Here is a 16,643-nt window from a genome sequence, read left to right as displayed (position 1 = left end):
TTTTTAAAAACTCTTATAACTTTATTAAAAATTTTAATTTGCGCCTTGATAAAATTAATTGTGTACCCCCATTTACCTATGGAGAACAAAAGTATATTAATTTATAGAAGATACAGTGTTATTAAATGGAACCACAAAAGATTAATAAGGGTGATAGAAACAAAATTTACTTCCTTGTCATCGTTATTGCCGCTCTAATTGGCACAAATGCTTACTTGTTTTTTAAAGACCGAAAGCAAAGTGAAAGATTTGTTACCGTTAGTGCAGAAAAAGATAAACTCCGGCTTGAAGTAGAAAAGATTGAGGTTGAACTTGATAAGGTTAATGCTTTGAATCTTGATTTGAACGAAAAACTCATTGAGGAGCAGAAGCTTGCGCGAACAAAAATAGAAGAGTTAAAGAAAGCTTTAGAAAAGAATCAGATTACCCAGGCCGAAATCGACAGGGCCAATGCAAAGATTAATGAACTGAAAACATTTGTAAAAAACTACAACGATCAGATTATTCAGCTACAGAAAGATAATATCTTCCTAAAAAACAGCCGCGATAGCTTACAAAATACGCTCAGAAACATCAGTAACAAGGCGGCGAACTTAGAGAGCGAAAACTCCAATTTAAATGCAAAAGTTAAAACGGCCGCAGCATTAAAGTTACAATGGGCCGAAATTATTGCTTTCAGAACAAAATCAAGCGGCAAAAAAGTTGAGGTTACCAAATCATCTACTGCCCAAAAGTTAAGCGTACGTTTTAACATTGTACCTAATCAGTTGGCAGAAAAAGGGCATCATAACATTTATCTTCGGGTATTTGATCCGGCAGGAAACCTGCTTGCCAACGAGGAAAACCATTTTGAGGCTGACGGACAGGATATGCAGTTCAGCCATTCTATTTTTATCAATTACAATAATGACGATAGCACCTACGTTATCGATTGGACAAATCCCAAGCCATTTATAAAGGGGATATATACCGTTATTTTATATGCTGATGGCAATACCATGGGCAAAGCGCAAGTGGAGTTGAAATAACATATCCACCATCAGATTAATCCATCTACCTTATTTTAACTTAAATCAAAGGAAAGTTCAGATAGAATGTTGTTCCTAAACCGTTTATTGAGGTAAACTTAACTGAACCGCCAGCATTTTCTACAGCCTGCTTAACAAAAGCCAAGCCTAAGCCTGTACCCGATGTCTTAGTCGTGAAATTCGGCACAAATATTTTATCTTGCAGTGAAGGTGGTATGCCTTTCCCATTGTCCTTTATTTCTATATATGCATTTTTCATATCGGCATATATAATGATGGTAATGCAGCATAACGATTCTTCGTCTATAGCTTCTATCGCATTTTTAAGCAGGTTGTTAAATGTTCTTAGCAGCTGATCATGGTCTGCCAGGATCATGATATCCTTTTCGCTCTTGTTCTGCACGTCGATAGTTACATTTTCAGTACTTTTAAATACTTCTCTTGCCTGTTCGATAATTGGAAGTAAAGAAAGTCGTTCCAGATTGGTATCGGGCATTTTGGCGAAATTAGAAAACTCGGAAGCAATTTTAGAAAGGCTGTCAATCTGTTCTATAAATGATTTGCTGAACTTATTAAACTTTTGTTCGAAATTTGGATCTTTCTCTCTCCATGATTTTTCCAACAACTGAACACCTAACTTTAACGGGGTTAGCGGATTCTTGATTTCATGAGCCACTTGTTTGGCCATTTCACGCCAGGCACTCTCTCTTTCTGATCTGGCCAGTTTGATTGCACTCTCTTCCAAAGCAGCAATCATATGGTTGTATTCCTTTATTAAAGACCCGATTTCATCATGCCTCCGCCAAACAATGGGCTCGTTCTTCTGCCCTATTTTGGTCTTACTGATACTCTCCTGAATGAAGGTTAAAGGATTAGTAATCTGATTAGCTAAAAATACAGCCAATACGCCAATAGCTACAAATACCAGCGCGTACAGATTAATCAGGTTACTTACAAAAAGTGCCAGTTTATCGCTATACTCCTCTTCGTTAGAATAGTTCGGCAAACCGATATAAGCAATCGTTTTGTTCTGGGCATTCCTGATGGGGGCATAGGCGGCAGCATAAATTAAGCTTCCAATGTTCTCCTTAGGGTTAATATATTCTGAACGGTGCAGACCACTTAATGAAAAGAACGCTTTTGGTCCCATTTTCTTACCAATAATTTTATAATTATACAGCTTGGGATAAGTGGTCATGATCAGGTTTCCCCTCAGATCGTACAAGTTTAAATCAGCATTATTGATATCGGCAAAATTATTAAAATCTGCTGCGGCATTCTCATCGTTTGCAATAATACCATTGCTGAACACCTGCTTTTCAAAATTCTGCTGAACTTTTCTTATCTTATCTTTTAATATCGTGTCTTGCTGTCCGCGATATTCATTGTTCATATAGTAGTAGGTTCCCCAACCCACAATAACCAATGTGGCCACTACAGCCAATACAATAGATACCTGGATTCTGGTTTTATACAAAATCTTATTGGCATTAATCATTAAAGACCTGTTGATGCTAAACCAGCCTACTTTATCATCATCGAGATTTTTGATTAACCATATTAAACCATAGAGCACCAGGGAGAAAATGATAAATATCAAAAAGAAAAACGACAGGGCGGCCAAACGTTCTACATAATCTACTTTCTCTTTGCTAATCACAACCATTTTGCTTTCAGTAGGCTTATAGATCAAATGGCTGTAATGCTGCTCATCATCATTATTAATGATGAAATCGTCCTTTTTACCTTTAAATATGCTTCCATCTAAAGGATAGGTATAGTTTCCCGACTGATTCAGCAATTTATTATTGCTGTATAAAGCAATAGAATAACCTTTAAAATCTTCGTCTTTGATCATTTTCTGATCTCCGAGAAGATCGGGTAGCCGGTTATTATAATTATATGGTTTGGACCTGAGTTCGATAACCAGTGTACCCAGTAAACTACCATTGTTTACCACTGAGATGATTCCAAAATAATCCTGATAACCAAATGTATTGTTTACCTGATAAAAAAAGTTAGATCCATCTATTTTAACTGAACCAGCCTCCACTAGCTTTTTATACTTATCGATCGGGGGTGTATCAGCGTTTTCGATTGCTGCCCCCAGTTTGTTATAGGGATAGATCTGATAGTCGTAGCGGCTTAAATAGCCATCTAAATAATCTTTAATGTGATTTTTGAGCACAGCATAATTACCTTCCCTATTTTGACTAAAGTAGCTCGTCAGAAAGCTATCTTTAACAATTTCATTGCCTAAAGTACCTAAAGCAACAATAGCATTCGGATCTTCAGAAGATTGTACTTTTCTGGCCAGAGGTTCACGTAAACTTCTTTCTTTAATGTCTTTATACTTGGTATACTTAATAGATGTATTGAAAGCGAGACAGAAAAACACAATGGCAAACATGCCGATTGAAAAGTTCTTCTCCTTTAAATAAACAGCCCTCGCCACAATAAATAATACGAGTGAAAAAACGATAAAAAATGCATTGAAACCTACCACTAACTTGTAGATAAAAACGCCAGTAAAGCCGAACAGGAAGATAATTACGCGCATCCTGTTGCTTACGTTTAACTGGCTGCTTACCGTTGCTGAGATAGCGGTGATCAGGTAAATCTGAAACCATGCCAAACATAAAATCACAATACCTACCCAGCTTGTTCCGCTAAGCTTAAGGATATTAACGATATCAAAATTAATTTTCGAGTTAAATATCAATCCAAAAAAGATATCATCTGTATCCCAAACAATTCGCCCTATCAATACCATTAACACAGCCTGGATAATAATTCCGATTGTTTTACTCCGCTTAATCCATTCCGGAAATTTGTATTGTTCCTTATGATTATACATAAAAAGGAGTAGCCAGGTGAGCGCGATAACGTTTAAGAGAAAATCGCCTAAAGAAGGCATCAGAAAATTATCTGCATATATCCTCGGATCAAACAGATCCAAGGTAAACCGGTGGTTGAACCATCCATAATACAGATCTGTTAACCGAAAAGCCAAAAAGAAAAACAACAGCAAAAACGTACCCCAAACAATATGGCCACGCCTGGCAATGAATGAACTTAAAGAATTGAAGAACATGCAGATGCACAACATGCCCGCAACAAACAACCACAATTGTGTACCTGAATAATGGGTTTCAGCATAACCAGGTTTTACCTTTAATCCGAATAAAAACTTATTTTCCAGATTTTTGATAACATAAACATCCTTATCTGTAAAAGAGGCAAAGGTTAGTATTTTTGTTTTGGATAAAATAGGGTCAATATCACTCTTAAAATACTTGGTTTCTTTAAAAGGATATTGTGATTGAATGGAAATCAGGAAAACAAGACTGAAATTGCCCTGCGTACTTTTAATGACCTCATACCAGCCATTATAAAAAAACAGTACCGAACTGCCTTCCTTTAAAGTAGCCGGGTCTATTTCAGAAACTTTATAAGTACTCCAGAACTTGAGCTGGTTATTTTCAAAGGTCAATAAATTTATTCCATTACTCTCGCGATAGGTTGTAATGAAATCAATGGCATCTTTAGGGTTCAGATGAAACTGTTTGGCTTTAGCCACTTCCTGCTTATTGGCCAAAAATGTTTGTACGGCTTTTTCTTTAAGCAAAAGGTTTTGCTGGATTTCCGCTCCATCGTGTTCTAACAGTTCACTTTTAGTGGTAAACCTGCTCAGCGAAATAGAGGTTACAATAAGGCAACAGCCCAAAACAAGCAATAGAAATCTTATTTTTATACCAAAGCTCATTTTCATCTACGGATAAAGATATTAAATATTGATAAAAAACAACGCCATAAACTTCTCGTTTATGGCGTTGGCACTATTCATTCTATTTGAATAAATTAAGCTAAAACAGCACTGCTTGTCTGTACTTCGCGGCTTACTTTTTTAACCAATCCCTGCAATACATTGCCCGGACCAACCTCTACAAATTCAGTTGCGCCATCTGCAAGCATGTTGCCTGCTGTTTGTGTCCAACGCACAGCACCGGTTAATTGTTTAATTAAATTGGCTTTTATTTCAGCGGGGTCTGTATATGGCCTGGCATCAACATTCTGATAAACCGGGCAGATTGGAGATGCGATGTTAGTGGCTTCAATAGCAGCCTGTAATTCAATTTTTGCCGGTTCCATTAAAGGGGAGTGAAATGCACCGCCAACATTCAACTTTAACGCTCTTTTTGCTCCTGCTTCCGTTAATTTGGCACAAGCCAAATCAATACCTTCAATACTCCCTGAAATAACCAATTGGCCAGGGCAGTTATAATTTGCTGGCACTACCACGGCATCAATCTCTGCGCAGATTTTTTCAACCACCTCATCAGCTAAACCCAAAATTGCCGCCATGGTTGATGGTTGTGCCTCACATGCTTTTTGCATAGCATTTGCACGTGCAATAACCAATTTTAATCCATCTTCAAAGCTCAATGCATTTGCAGCAACCAAAGCCGAAAATTCGCCTAGAGAGTGACCCGCAACCATATCCGGTTTAAAATCATCACCTAAAACCTTGGCTAAAATAACCGAATGCAAAAAAATTGCCGGTTGGGTTACATTTGTTTGTTTAAGTTCTTCATCTGTTCCGCTAAACATAATGTCGCTAATGCGGAAACCAATAATTTCGTTGGCCTGTTCAAATAATGCTGCAGCTTTTGGGTTTTCATAAAGATCTTTACCCATACCTACAAACTGTGCTCCCTGTCCGGGAAAAATGTATGCTTTCATACCCTTAATCCCCTAAAGGGGAAATTAAATATTTAATTAAAATTACTGTTAAATCCATACCCCTCTATGGGGATGGGGGTTAATCTAAACTCGCGGTAATTAACCTCAAAAACTCGGCTCTTGTTTTATCGTTACTTAAAAAGGTGCCCGTAAAGGCCGATGTTGTGGTGACCGAATTTTGCTTTTGCACTCCACGCATAGACATGCATAAGTGCCTGCACTCCATCACTACCGCCACACCCATCGGGCTAAGGGTATTCTGGATACAATCTCTGATTTCATTCGTTAAGCGTTCCTGTACCTGTAAACGACGTGCAAAAGCATCAACCACACGAGGAATTTTACTTAAACCAACAATATGCCCGTTAGGGATATAAGCAATATGTGCTTTGCCAAAAAATGGCAGCATGTGGTGTTCGCACATCGAATAAACCTCAATATCCTTAACCACCACCATTTGGCTGTAATCCTCTTCAAACATGGCTGACCTTAGGATTTCATCTGGCTTTAAATCGTAGCCATGTGTTAAATACTGCAATGCTTTAGCTACACGCTCAGGCGTTTTTAGTAAACCTTCGCGCTCCGGATTTTCGCCCAACTGACTAAGAATATCTTTATAATGTGAGGCTACCGCTTCAATTTTATTTTCGTTATAGCGGTCTATTTTTACATAGCCGTCTCTCGATTCGCCTTTTAATATGTCTTTACTGCTCATTAATTTGGGTTTTTAACCAAAGTATTCAACAAAATTATTTTCGGTTTCATAGATTTTTACGCAATGCAGAACTGCGCCGCTAGCTTCGATCGGCCCCCAAAGCTGTTTCCAGATTTCGATGGCCAGATTTTCGGTCGAAGCCAGTTTGCCTTTCATAAAATCCACATCAAGATTTAAATTTTTATGATCAACCTTGTCTACCACATAGTCATTCATTACGTCTTTCAGCCATTTTAAATCAACCAGAAAACCTGTTTCCGGATTTACTTCGCCCTTAACGGTAACATATAACCAGTAATTATGGCCATGCCAGTTCGGGTTGGCACATTTACCAAAAACTTCATTGTTTCTATCATCATCCCAATCGGTACGCGCCAATTTGTGCGCCGCATTAAATGATGCTTTTCTCGTTATGTAAATCATTACTATAAAATAAAATACAAATATACGGATAAAATGGATGATGTTTGGCGGATAATGGATGATGTAGATGTGTCTTGCCGAAATTCATCCTAGATCTGTTCACATTCCATCTTCCATCTTACATTTTACATTTTTTATCACAGGTTATACTGGTCCTGTTTTCCTCATCCATCTTACATTCCACTTATTTCGTTAACTTTACTTAATGAAAACCTTAGTTGTTGCGGCTACAAAAGCTGAACTTACCTTCTTATACCAGCACTTTAATTTACCCGACACTGATTTTGTTGAAAGTAAAAATTTTGACCTGCTGATTACCGGAGTTGGAATGGTAGCAACAGCCTTTGCCTTGGGAAGATATCTTTCATCTAAATATAGCCTGGTGGTCAATTTAGGCATCGCCGGCAGCTTCAACCGTGATATCGCCTTAGGTACCGTACTAAATATTACTGAAGATACCTTTGCTGAATTGGGTGCAGAGAATGAAGATGAATTTCTGACCATCGTAGATTTAGGTTTTGGGGAGAACCACTATACTTCAACAACAACAGAAAACATTAGCCTGCCCACTGTTAGCGGCATTACCGTAAACTGTGTAACAGGAAGTGAGAAAAGCATCAAAAATTTGATAAACCGGTTAAATCCAACTACTGAAAGCATGGAAGGTGCTGCTGTTTTTTATGCCTGTAAACAGTTAAACATTAAAAGTTTGCAGATCAGAAGCATCTCTAATTATGTAGAACCCAGAAATAAAGACAATTGGAAAATTGGCTTGGCCATTAAGAACTTAAACGACTGGGCCATCGCGTTTATTGGAGAAATGAACTGATTATGACCAATTAGTTTGCCGCAGTACTTAATTTTGGTTTATGAACCAAACACAATTGAAATAATTATTTTAATTGTGTTTGGTTCCATCTAACAACTGAAAACAAAAAAATAAATAGATGAAACTTACACTTGGATTTTCTCCCTGCCCTAACGATACATTTATTTTCGATGCGCTCATTCACCATAAAATTGATACGGAAGGATTAACATTTGAGGTTTACTATGATGATGTTGAAACCCTAAACCAAAAGGCACTTAGGGGCGAATTAGATATTACCAAGTTAAGTTTCCATGCATTTGCCTACGTAGCTAATCAGTACGCTTTATTAGATGCCGGCAGCGCCCTGGGCTTCGGTGTCGGCCCCTTACTGATCAGCAAAAAACAATTTGAAGGTCCAGATGATCCTCAACTCCAAACGCTAAACAATAAACTCAAAATCGGGATACCCGGAAAATATACTACCGCCAATTTCTTATTGGGAATTGCCTATCCACACTTGCAAAACAAACAAGAACTTGTATTTTCAGAAATTGAATCAGCCTTGATTAATGAGCAGATTGATTTAGGCCTGATCATCCACGAAAACAGGTTTACCTATCAGGACAAGGGTTTGACCAGGATTGTTGATCTGGGTGATTATTGGGAAAAACTTACCGGTTGCGCTATTCCATTAGGGGGAATTGTGATTAACCGCAATTTAGACCGCGAGGTACAGCTAAAAGTTAACCGCCTGATCCGCCAATCCGTTGAGTTTGCTTTTGCCCATCCAAAATCAGGTATCGATTTTATCCGCCAGCATGCGCAGGCCATGGAAGAAAGCGTGATGTACAAACACATCGAACTGTATGTAAATAAATACAGCATCAACCTTGGCGAAGAAGGCCGTAAAGCAGTTGATACCTTGTTTAAACTGGCACAGGAACGTGGCATGATTCCGGCTATTCAGGAGAACCTGTATATTTAAGAGGAGTAAAAAGTTGTAAGGTTTAATGTTTGGAAAGTTGATTTTGGCGCCAAGAACATGTTAACTTTACAACATTCCAACATTTAACACTGATCTAACTCACCAGCAACTTATAACCTTTTCCGTGTACGTTAATAATTTCAACCGAAGGATCGGCCTTGAGATACTTACGCAGTTTACTTAAAAATACATCCATGCTTCTTCCGTTAAAGTAATTGTCATCGTGCCAAATGCTTAACAGGGCTTCCTCACGGGTTAAAACGGTATTCTTTTTCAAACACAGTAGCCGTAAAAGCTCAGCCTCTTTGGTAGATAGTTTTTGCTGATGATCATTATCGGTGATAATCTGAGTGGTATAATCGAAATGATACCGACCAATAGAAAACTGCGTTTCGGCCACCTCATCATTGTTATCTGTTTTATTTGCTATCCGCTTAAACATCGCGTTAATGCGCAATAAAAGCTCCTCAATTCGAAAAGGCTTGGTAATGTAATCATCTCCACCTAGATCATAAGCAGCAGATTTATCTTCTAACATGGTTTTAGCCGTTGCAAAAATAATAGGCACCTGTGTGTTTACCTTTCTTATATCTTTACCTAAGGTAAAGCCATCTTTTTTAGGCATCATCACGTCCAGAATGCATAAGTCAAAATTTTGCTTATTAAATGCTTTTAACCCATCTTCCCCATCAGTACAAAGCACCACATCAAACTTACCTTTCAGCTGCAGATAGTCTTGTAACAATAAACCTAAATTTGGGTCGTCTTCTACCAGAAGTATTTTTTTCATTTTCTTGTTTTTATTACATAAATGGCTTTAAAGCCAAATTAGTATTGGATTGAGGATATGTGATGGTTTTACCATTATGATCAGATTAATACGCCACTATATAGCCTCCTTCATTTTTGCTGTACCTATAAACTTAGCCTTCGTATCAACATTTCTGTGTTATAAAGGTAAAGATATTTCGAACGTTGTTCCTTTATCCTTTTCACTACTAACCTTAACCGTCCCGTTCAGTTTTTTAATAATATCGTGAACATAATTTAAACCCAGGCCAAAGCCTTTAACATCATGTAAATTACCGGTTGGCACCCGATAAAACTGATCAAAAATCCTTTTTGACTGCTCTTTGGTCATGCCAATGCCTTTATCCGTTATTTCGATAACTAAATTATTACCAGCATTACGGGTAGTAATGGTAATCTCAGGGGTATCACGACTGTATTTGTTCGCATTATCAATCAGGTTATAAATGACATTAGATAAATGAAGCTCGTCACCATATACCACAGCATTTTCTGCATCGGTATGCACATTAATTATGGCATTCCTTTTCTGTAGCTGCAACTCCATGCTATCCAATACAATCACAATCAAGTCGTTTACGTCTACTTCTGTATTCTCCATTTTAAGCTCTCCCTTCTCTAAACGGGCAATGCTTAAAACACGCTCAATATGGCTTCCCAGGCGAACATTCTCGTCATAAATGATCCCGGCCAAACGTTTCAACCGTGCCTTATCTTCTGTCACTTCCGGATCTTTTAAGGCCTCACTGGCAATCATAATCGTTGCTACAGGCGTTTTAAACTCATGCGTCATGTTATTAATGAAATCCGTTTTCATTTCCGACAGTTTCTTCTGCTTCAAAATAGCATAAAGGGTATAAGAAAAGATGAAAACCAGCACCAACAACAAACCAATTGACGATGCAAGCGTAGCACTCAAATTAGCGATAATAGCTGAATTTTTGTTTGGAAAACTGACGACTAGCATGCCGGGATCGCGAAAAATATCATTTCCGAACAAAGGCGTTTTATACGTATTTTCCGGCAAAAACGCTCCTTTAACATGAGATGCCATCATAAAAATGGTTGAATCTTTCCGGGCAAGCGAAATCCGGTAAGAAGGCACTAACGTAATGTTATTGGCTAAGAGTTCCTGTTTTAATAAACGGCCCAAAGCGCTAAAATTAATGCGCTTATAAATAGGCACATTGGTTTCCTGCATTTCTTTGGATACATCCTCAACTACACTTGAACGGGTATACGAGAAAGTATCCTTACCTAGCGCTGCAATTTTAAGCGCCAATTTTTTACGTTCAATTTCATCCTCACGTTGAAATTTTTTCTGTAAATCGTTCGGAATTTTTGGAACGTTTGCAAAACCCGGGCTACCATCCCTCGGATCAAAAACCAGATATCTCAATGTATCAGGTAAACTCTGTAGACTTTTAAACTCGAATGTTTTGGGTGGCGCGGTGAAAGGCTTGGTACGCATGCTATAACCCTTCAAGATCAGGCTCTTAATGTCAATGATGGCATCCATCTGCAAATCCAGTTTATCGCCGTTTTCCGAACTCAATGAGGTATATTCCCGTTCAGAAATCACATTTGGTGCACGATAAGATACCCGGATAATACTGTCCTGTTGGTTCAGGTAGCTCTCAATCTGGTTTTCGCGCTCCGCCTGCCGCAGTTCTGCTTCCTGCGCATACTGTTGCCGTAAATCCTTAATATCCAGTGCACGCTGTCTGGAATCCTGCAACTGCTTTAACTTATTCTCAGCATCTTTGCGGTTTAAGTGGTCGGCAACATTTCTACGCTGTAGTTTATTTACAACCGACGTTAGTGTTTGATTTACCTGTTCATCAAAAAGCTGTGATTTGAGTTTATACGATTCCCGTATGTAATACAATTGCATTACGAATACGCCAAGCAGCGCAACCGTCATTAAAACCGTAATTAGCCAAAAACTTCTTTTCTTCATAAACCAGATCGGTTTTTAAAAACAAAAAAACCGGGCATAATCTTCTTAAATTTAAACAGATATCAAAAATACTGATTAGTAGAGCGAAGTGTTTGTTTTTAACATATTTTAACAGCGGGAAGACTTCCGATGTCTATCCGGCGTGGGGCATATAAACTCCGAAGGTCTGGCGGGTCAAAAAAAATGCCGAAGCTAAGCCTCGGCATGGTTCAAAATTGTTTGCTTAAAAAAGAATCTTTATTTAGAAAGGCAAATCATCATCTTCTCCTGGCGCATTGCTTACATCAACCGGAGCTGCATAAGCTGGCGTGGCTGCCGGAGCGCCTGCAGCAACTGCATTGATACGCCAAATAACCAGGCTGTTAAAATATGATGTTTTACCCGCTTTATCTGTCCACGGACGACCACGTAAATTAAAGAAAACCTCAACCTCATCGCCTGCTTTGAATGTATCTAATAATGCAGTTTTATCTTGTAAAGCCTCAAAACGGATATATTCTGGGTATGTTGGATTTTCTGCGTATTCTACTATTAAATCACGTTTTTTAAACGTTTCACTTATCTGTTGCGTGGCACCTACTTCGTGTATTTTTCCTTTAATTTCCATAACTAATACTACTTAATGTACTATAAACATCAAATCTCTATAATTTTATTGATAACTTCGCATATATTATGATGCAAGTTTTCCACAATAAAAGCAAGGTAATTATTACCTGCAATAAGCGCCTTTCGCCCTACTTACAAGAGGAAGTTACGGCTTTAGGCTACACCATTGAGCGGTCTTTTGCTACCGGCGTTGAACTCAATATCACCCTTACAGAGTGTATTAAACTAAATCTGAACCTGCGCTGCGCCAGTCAGATTCTATATGCCATAAAAAGTTTCAAAGCCATTACTCCAGATGATCTCTATAATGAAATTGCAGCCATTGAATGGGAAGAACTGATTGATTTTTCGGGTTATTTCTCCGTAACCTCAAATGTTGATAACCCCAATATTACTACACCACTTTTTGCAAACCTAAAGGTAAAGGACGCAATTGTAGACCGCATGAAAGCGAAAAAGGGCATTCGTCCGAACTCAGGATCGGATGCCAATAAAACGGTTGTGCATTTATATTGGAAAGATGCTGATGCTGATATTTTTATGGATACATCTGGCGAAACCCTTGCTAAACATGGTTATCGGAAAATACCAGGGAAAGCCCCGATGTTAGAGGCCCTGGCTGCCGGAGTTATTTTAGCAACTAAATGGGATAAAAAATCAGCATTTATAAATCCCATGTGCGGATCAGGTACTTTGGCTATTGAAGCCGCCCTTTTGGCCACCAACCGCGCTCCTGGTTTATACCGCATGAATTATGGCTTTATGCACATATTGGGTTATGATGAGGAAGTTTTTTTTGCCGAACGCAGAATCCTAAAAGATCAGGTAATTAAAAGCGTTGATTTCAAAATCGTAGCTTCCGATTTGTCGGAAGATGCGGTAGAAGTAACGCGTAGAAACGCAAAAACAGCAGGTGTTGATACATTAATTGAATTTCAGGTTTGCGATTTTGAATTAACACCTGTTCCTGAAGATGGCAAAGGTGTTGTTATTTTTAACCCCGAATATGGTGAACGTTTAGGTGTACACAGTAAGCTGGAACTGACCTATAAAAGAATGGGTGATTTTATGAAGACAAAATGTAAGGGTTACGCTGGTTATATTTTCACCGGAAATCCTGATCTTGCAAAAAAAATTGGGTTAAAAGCGGCTAAAAAAATTGAATTTTATAACGGTAAATTAGATTGCCGTTTATTAGAGTATGAATTATATGAAGGATCTCGCAGGGCACCATTAACCGATGCATAGCCTTTTTACTGGAAATTAATATATTACGCTTTGTTACGTATCAACGCAGAAATTTGACAAGTATGGAATTTGATGACATGGATCATATGCCCGAATGGGAACATTTTAGCCGATTTGGCCGGGACGATGAGGCGGATGAAAGCCTTTCAAGCGATGATGCTGAAAAGGTTAGGTTGAAAGTGACAAGGGCTAAAAGCCTTTACAATCAGGCCAGAGCCCTTTACAAATATGCTGCCCTGTTCTGCGAAACACTTGAAGGAGAAATGGCTGAAATGACTGCTAACCTGATTATGCAAAATGCCATGATGTTATGCCCCAAAATTGTTGGTGCAGAAGGTGCAGACATGTATATTTTGAGGATGGAAAATGCCTCTATCATCAGAACCAACTGCCGCGAACTGGAAACCCAGGTAAGAGCTGCAGACATGTTTGAAATATGTACCCCGGAATATAAAGACATCGTTTTAGACGAAATTGAAAAATTTCGTCTACTTTTTATAGAGTGGGTTAAATATTTTGAAAAAGATGAGTTTGAAGATGACTGGGGCTTATATTAATCCTTCATCATAACTTTATCTTTAGCTTTCCTTAATTTGTTGACCGCTTCTCACTTCATATCTTTTATTATCATACAGCTTCCATCCGGCTTCAGCAATTTCAAGAAGATTAACTTTTACAAAATCTAACCCCTGGCTAAAATAACACCAAACATTTTACGCCTGACTTTGTTACCCATACAATTCATCCCCTTTACGTGTAATTCTTAACTGCGCTAAAAGTTATGCTCTTAAAATCTATAGGAGTAAAACTTTCGTACATAAGTAAAAAATATTAAAAATTTATCCGATTTATGGAAGATGTATTAGCTTTAAAAACAAGGAATGTTGCGGGGAATATTAGAAAAATTAGAGAATACAGAGATTACACTCAAGATTATCTGGCAGCAAAACTAAAAATATCCCAAAACGCTTACAGCAAAATTGAGCTCGGTTATAGCAAATTAACTATCGACCGTTTATTTCAGATTGCAGCCATTTTGGAAGTTGATGTAGCACACTTATTGACCTTAAATCACAGTGATTTGATAAAAATCATTGCTGATGACGAGAAAAGAACAGCAAGTTAAACTTGTTGCTGTTGATATCATTTCTTGTGCCCTGCAGATAATTCCAATACCTTTGGAGCAAAATTTCAACTATGCAGGTCTCCATTCAAAAAACCATCGACTTTGTAAAAGAAACATTAGCTAATGCCGAAGCAGGTCACGATTGGTTTCATATTGAGCGTGTTTTCAAAACTGCGCAAACCATCAATCAACAGGAAAATGGCGATGAACTTGTGGTTTGTTTCGCCGCCTTACTGCATGATATTGCTGATCCTAAATTCAATAATGGTGATGAAGAAATTGGACCGAACATAGCTGCATCGTTCCTGTCGTCGATTAATATTGATGCTGATATCATTGCTCATGTTAAACTGATTATCCAGAACATGTCGTTCAAAAATAGTTTTGATGGTGCAGGTTTTATTTCGAAAGAACTGCAAATTGTACAGGATGCAGACCGTTTAGATGCCATAGGGGCTATCGGTATCGCCAGGGCTTTTACCTATGGAGGATTTAAAAACAGAGTGCTTTACGACCCTGCAATTTTACCGGAAAAACACCTCAATAAGGAAAGCTATAAAAATACAACCGCACCAACCATTAACCACTTTTATGAAAAACTGCTTTTATTAAAAGATCTGATGAACACCGGAGCAGGAAAAGCAATGGCAACAGAAAGACACGATTTTATGCTACTTTACCTGGAACACTTTTACAAAGAATGGGAAGGTAAATTACATTAACTGCATGCGATTATTCCCTATTCGAATGGATTAAACTAATTTATTTACTAATATTTTTAGTTATTAAGCTATCTTTGTTAGTAAAATATATTTTATGTTTGATCGTATCCGTGAAAAATTAAATATTCTTGCCGACGCTGCTAAATATGATGTTTCCTGTTCATCAAGCGGCGGCACGAGAAAAAATGACACCAAAGGACTCGGAGACAGCCACAGTTCGGGCATTTGCCATACCTACACAGAAGATGGCAGATGTGTTTCGCTATTAAAAATCCTGCTCACTAACCACTGCATTTACGATTGTTTATTTTGCGTTTCACGTAAAAGTAATGATATAAAGCGTGCGGCTTTTACTGTAGATGAAGTAGTGGAACTGACTATGAATTTTTATCGCCGCAACTATATAGAGGGCTTGTTTTTAAGTTCGGGGATTTTTAAAAATGCCGATTTTACCATGGAACGACTGCTTTTAGTGGTAAAAAAGTTACGTTTAGAGCAAAATTATAATGGTTACATCCATTTAAAAACCATTCCCGGCGCCAGCGATGAATTAATTAAAGAAGCGGGTTTGTATGCCGACCGGATGAGCATCAATCTGGAAATGCCTACCGAAGCCGGGCTAAAACTTCTGGCCCCTGAAAAAAACCATGCAGACGTAATTAAACCACTCGACTTTGTGCAAAAACAGATTTCCCAGTTTTCAGCAGATAAAAAACTGATCAAACATATCCCGAAATTTGTCCCTGCAGGGCAAAGCACCCAAATGGTCATTGGCGCCACACCGGAAAGTGATAAAGACATTATGTACACAGCTAATGCCTTTTACAAAAATTTTTCTTTAAAACGGGTATACTATTCCGGTTATGTACCCATTAGCAACGATACCAGAATGCCAATATTGGGTACCCAACCACCATTGTTACGGGAAAACCGTTTGTATCAAACCGATTGGCTGATGCGTTTTTACGGGTTTAAAGTACAGGAAATTTTAAACGATGCCAATCCTAACCTTGATATTGATATAGATCCAAAATTAAGCTGGGCAATCAGAAACATGCAACATTTTCCGGTGGATATCAACACCGCTGATTATAAAATGATACTGCGGGTGCCTGGAATCGGCGTAATGTCGGCAAAGAAAATTGTTCAGGCGCGTAAATTTGGTAAACTCAGGATTGATCAGCTCAGGAAAATAGGTATAGCCTACAATAAAGCCAAACATTTTATTGTTTGCTCTGATAGCCCTTATCAGTTAAAGGATTATCAAGGTACGCAGATCAAGGCTTTTATTCTGGCCGAAAGCAAAAGTAAATATCTAAAAACCGATAGTAACCAAATGATTTTGTTTTAATTGCGCTGTCCGCGCAGGGAGATGCACCAGTTCCAAATTGATCGGGAACACGACAGAGTGATCCTGAATGCCCTTGAGACAAGGGAATACTTATCAATAATCTTAAAGCTAT

Annotated in this window: 15 protein-coding genes; 8 read left to right on the top strand and 7 right to left on the bottom strand. The window is 38.2% G+C overall.

The window, feature by feature from the left end:
- Positions 1-125: 125 nt before the first annotated feature.
- Positions 126-1,028 (top strand): hypothetical protein, encoded by a 903-nt coding sequence (locus ACIQXP_RS21740; protein WP_293742366.1) that lies wholly within the window; start codon positions 126-128, stop codon positions 1,026-1,028.
- Positions 1,029-1,068: 40 nt separating this feature from the next.
- Here the strand turns inward: ACIQXP_RS21740 and ACIQXP_RS21735 are convergent, their stop codons facing one another.
- The 4 genes from ACIQXP_RS21735 to ACIQXP_RS21720 all read right to left on the bottom strand — a co-directional run bounded on the left by ACIQXP_RS21735 (position 1,069) and on the right by ACIQXP_RS21720 (position 6,909).
- Positions 1,069-4,800 (bottom strand): sensor histidine kinase, encoded by a 3,732-nt coding sequence (locus ACIQXP_RS21735; RefSeq protein WP_387507768.1) that lies wholly within the window; start codon positions 4,798-4,800, stop codon positions 1,069-1,071.
- Positions 4,801-4,889: 89 nt separating this feature from the next.
- A complete protein-coding gene (fabD, locus tag ACIQXP_RS21730) occupies positions 4,890-5,771 on the bottom strand; it encodes an ACP S-malonyltransferase (RefSeq protein ID WP_387507770.1) in 882 nt (293 codons plus the stop codon).
- Between the two features lie 79 nt (positions 5,772-5,850).
- Positions 5,851-6,486, bottom strand: coding sequence for a GTP cyclohydrolase I FolE (folE, locus tag ACIQXP_RS21725; protein WP_090983580.1), 636 nt, complete (start codon positions 6,484-6,486; stop codon positions 5,851-5,853).
- Positions 6,487-6,498: 12 nt separating this feature from the next.
- The gene (locus ACIQXP_RS21720; RefSeq protein ID WP_387507772.1) at positions 6,499-6,909 is read right to left on the bottom strand and encodes a 6-pyruvoyl trahydropterin synthase family protein; all 411 of its coding nucleotides are present in this window, start codon (positions 6,907-6,909) and stop codon (positions 6,499-6,501) included.
- Positions 6,910-7,114: 205 nt separating this feature from the next.
- Between ACIQXP_RS21720 and mqnB the strand changes: the two genes are divergently transcribed.
- Together mqnB and ACIQXP_RS21710 are read left to right on the top strand one after the other, a co-directional pair.
- On the top strand, positions 7,115-7,738 hold the full coding sequence (gene mqnB, locus ACIQXP_RS21715; RefSeq protein ID WP_293742369.1) for a futalosine hydrolase: 624 nt from the start codon (positions 7,115-7,117) through the stop codon (positions 7,736-7,738).
- Between the two features lie 118 nt (positions 7,739-7,856).
- A complete protein-coding gene (locus ACIQXP_RS21710) occupies positions 7,857-8,705 on the top strand; it encodes a menaquinone biosynthesis family protein (RefSeq protein WP_387507774.1) in 849 nt (282 codons plus the stop codon).
- A gap of 94 nt (positions 8,706-8,799) precedes the next feature.
- Here ACIQXP_RS21710 and ACIQXP_RS21705 read toward each other — a convergent pair whose 3' ends face one another.
- The 3 genes from ACIQXP_RS21705 to ACIQXP_RS21695 form a co-directional block, all read right to left on the bottom strand.
- Positions 8,800-9,495, bottom strand: a complete 696-nt coding sequence (locus tag ACIQXP_RS21705) for a response regulator transcription factor (RefSeq protein ID WP_293742371.1) — start codon at positions 9,493-9,495, stop codon at positions 8,800-8,802.
- Positions 9,496-9,654: 159 nt separating this feature from the next.
- Complete coding sequence (locus ACIQXP_RS21700; RefSeq protein ID WP_293742372.1) at positions 9,655-11,475, bottom strand: sensor histidine kinase; 1,821 nt, start codon at positions 11,473-11,475, stop codon at positions 9,655-9,657.
- Between the two features lie 241 nt (positions 11,476-11,716).
- On the bottom strand, positions 11,717-12,082 hold the full coding sequence (locus tag ACIQXP_RS21695) for a DUF3127 domain-containing protein (protein WP_293742373.1): 366 nt from the start codon (positions 12,080-12,082) through the stop codon (positions 11,717-11,719).
- A gap of 71 nt (positions 12,083-12,153) precedes the next feature.
- On the opposite strand from ACIQXP_RS21695, the gene ACIQXP_RS21690 reads away from it, so the two are divergent.
- The 5 genes from ACIQXP_RS21690 (at position 12,154) to ACIQXP_RS21670 (ending at position 16,531) form a co-directional block, all read left to right on the top strand.
- Positions 12,154-13,332: a THUMP domain-containing class I SAM-dependent RNA methyltransferase gene (locus ACIQXP_RS21690; RefSeq protein ID WP_387507806.1), complete on the top strand. Its 1,179-nt coding sequence runs from the start codon at positions 12,154-12,156 to the stop codon at positions 13,330-13,332.
- Positions 13,333-13,394: 62 nt separating this feature from the next.
- Entirely contained in the window at positions 13,395-13,889 is a 495-nt protein-coding gene (locus ACIQXP_RS21685; protein ID WP_090983565.1) for a hypothetical protein, read from the top strand.
- 293 nt (positions 13,890-14,182) lie between these two features.
- Positions 14,183-14,458, top strand: coding sequence for a helix-turn-helix domain-containing protein (locus tag ACIQXP_RS21680; RefSeq protein ID WP_293742374.1), 276 nt, complete (start codon positions 14,183-14,185; stop codon positions 14,456-14,458).
- Positions 14,459-14,529: 71 nt separating this feature from the next.
- Entirely contained in the window at positions 14,530-15,180 is a 651-nt protein-coding gene (locus ACIQXP_RS21675; protein WP_293742375.1) for an HD domain-containing protein, read from the top strand.
- Positions 15,181-15,274: 94 nt separating this feature from the next.
- Positions 15,275-16,531: a putative DNA modification/repair radical SAM protein gene (locus ACIQXP_RS21670; protein ID WP_293742376.1), complete on the top strand. Its 1,257-nt coding sequence runs from the start codon at positions 15,275-15,277 to the stop codon at positions 16,529-16,531.
- Positions 16,532-16,643: the final 112 nt, after the last annotated feature.

Origin of the sequence: Pedobacter suwonensis, from assembly GCF_044762335.1 — a bacterium.
In the GTDB taxonomy this organism is placed as follows: Bacteria; Bacteroidota; Bacteroidia; order Sphingobacteriales; family Sphingobacteriaceae; genus Pedobacter.
This window is presented reverse-complemented; position numbering and strand designations above follow the sequence as displayed.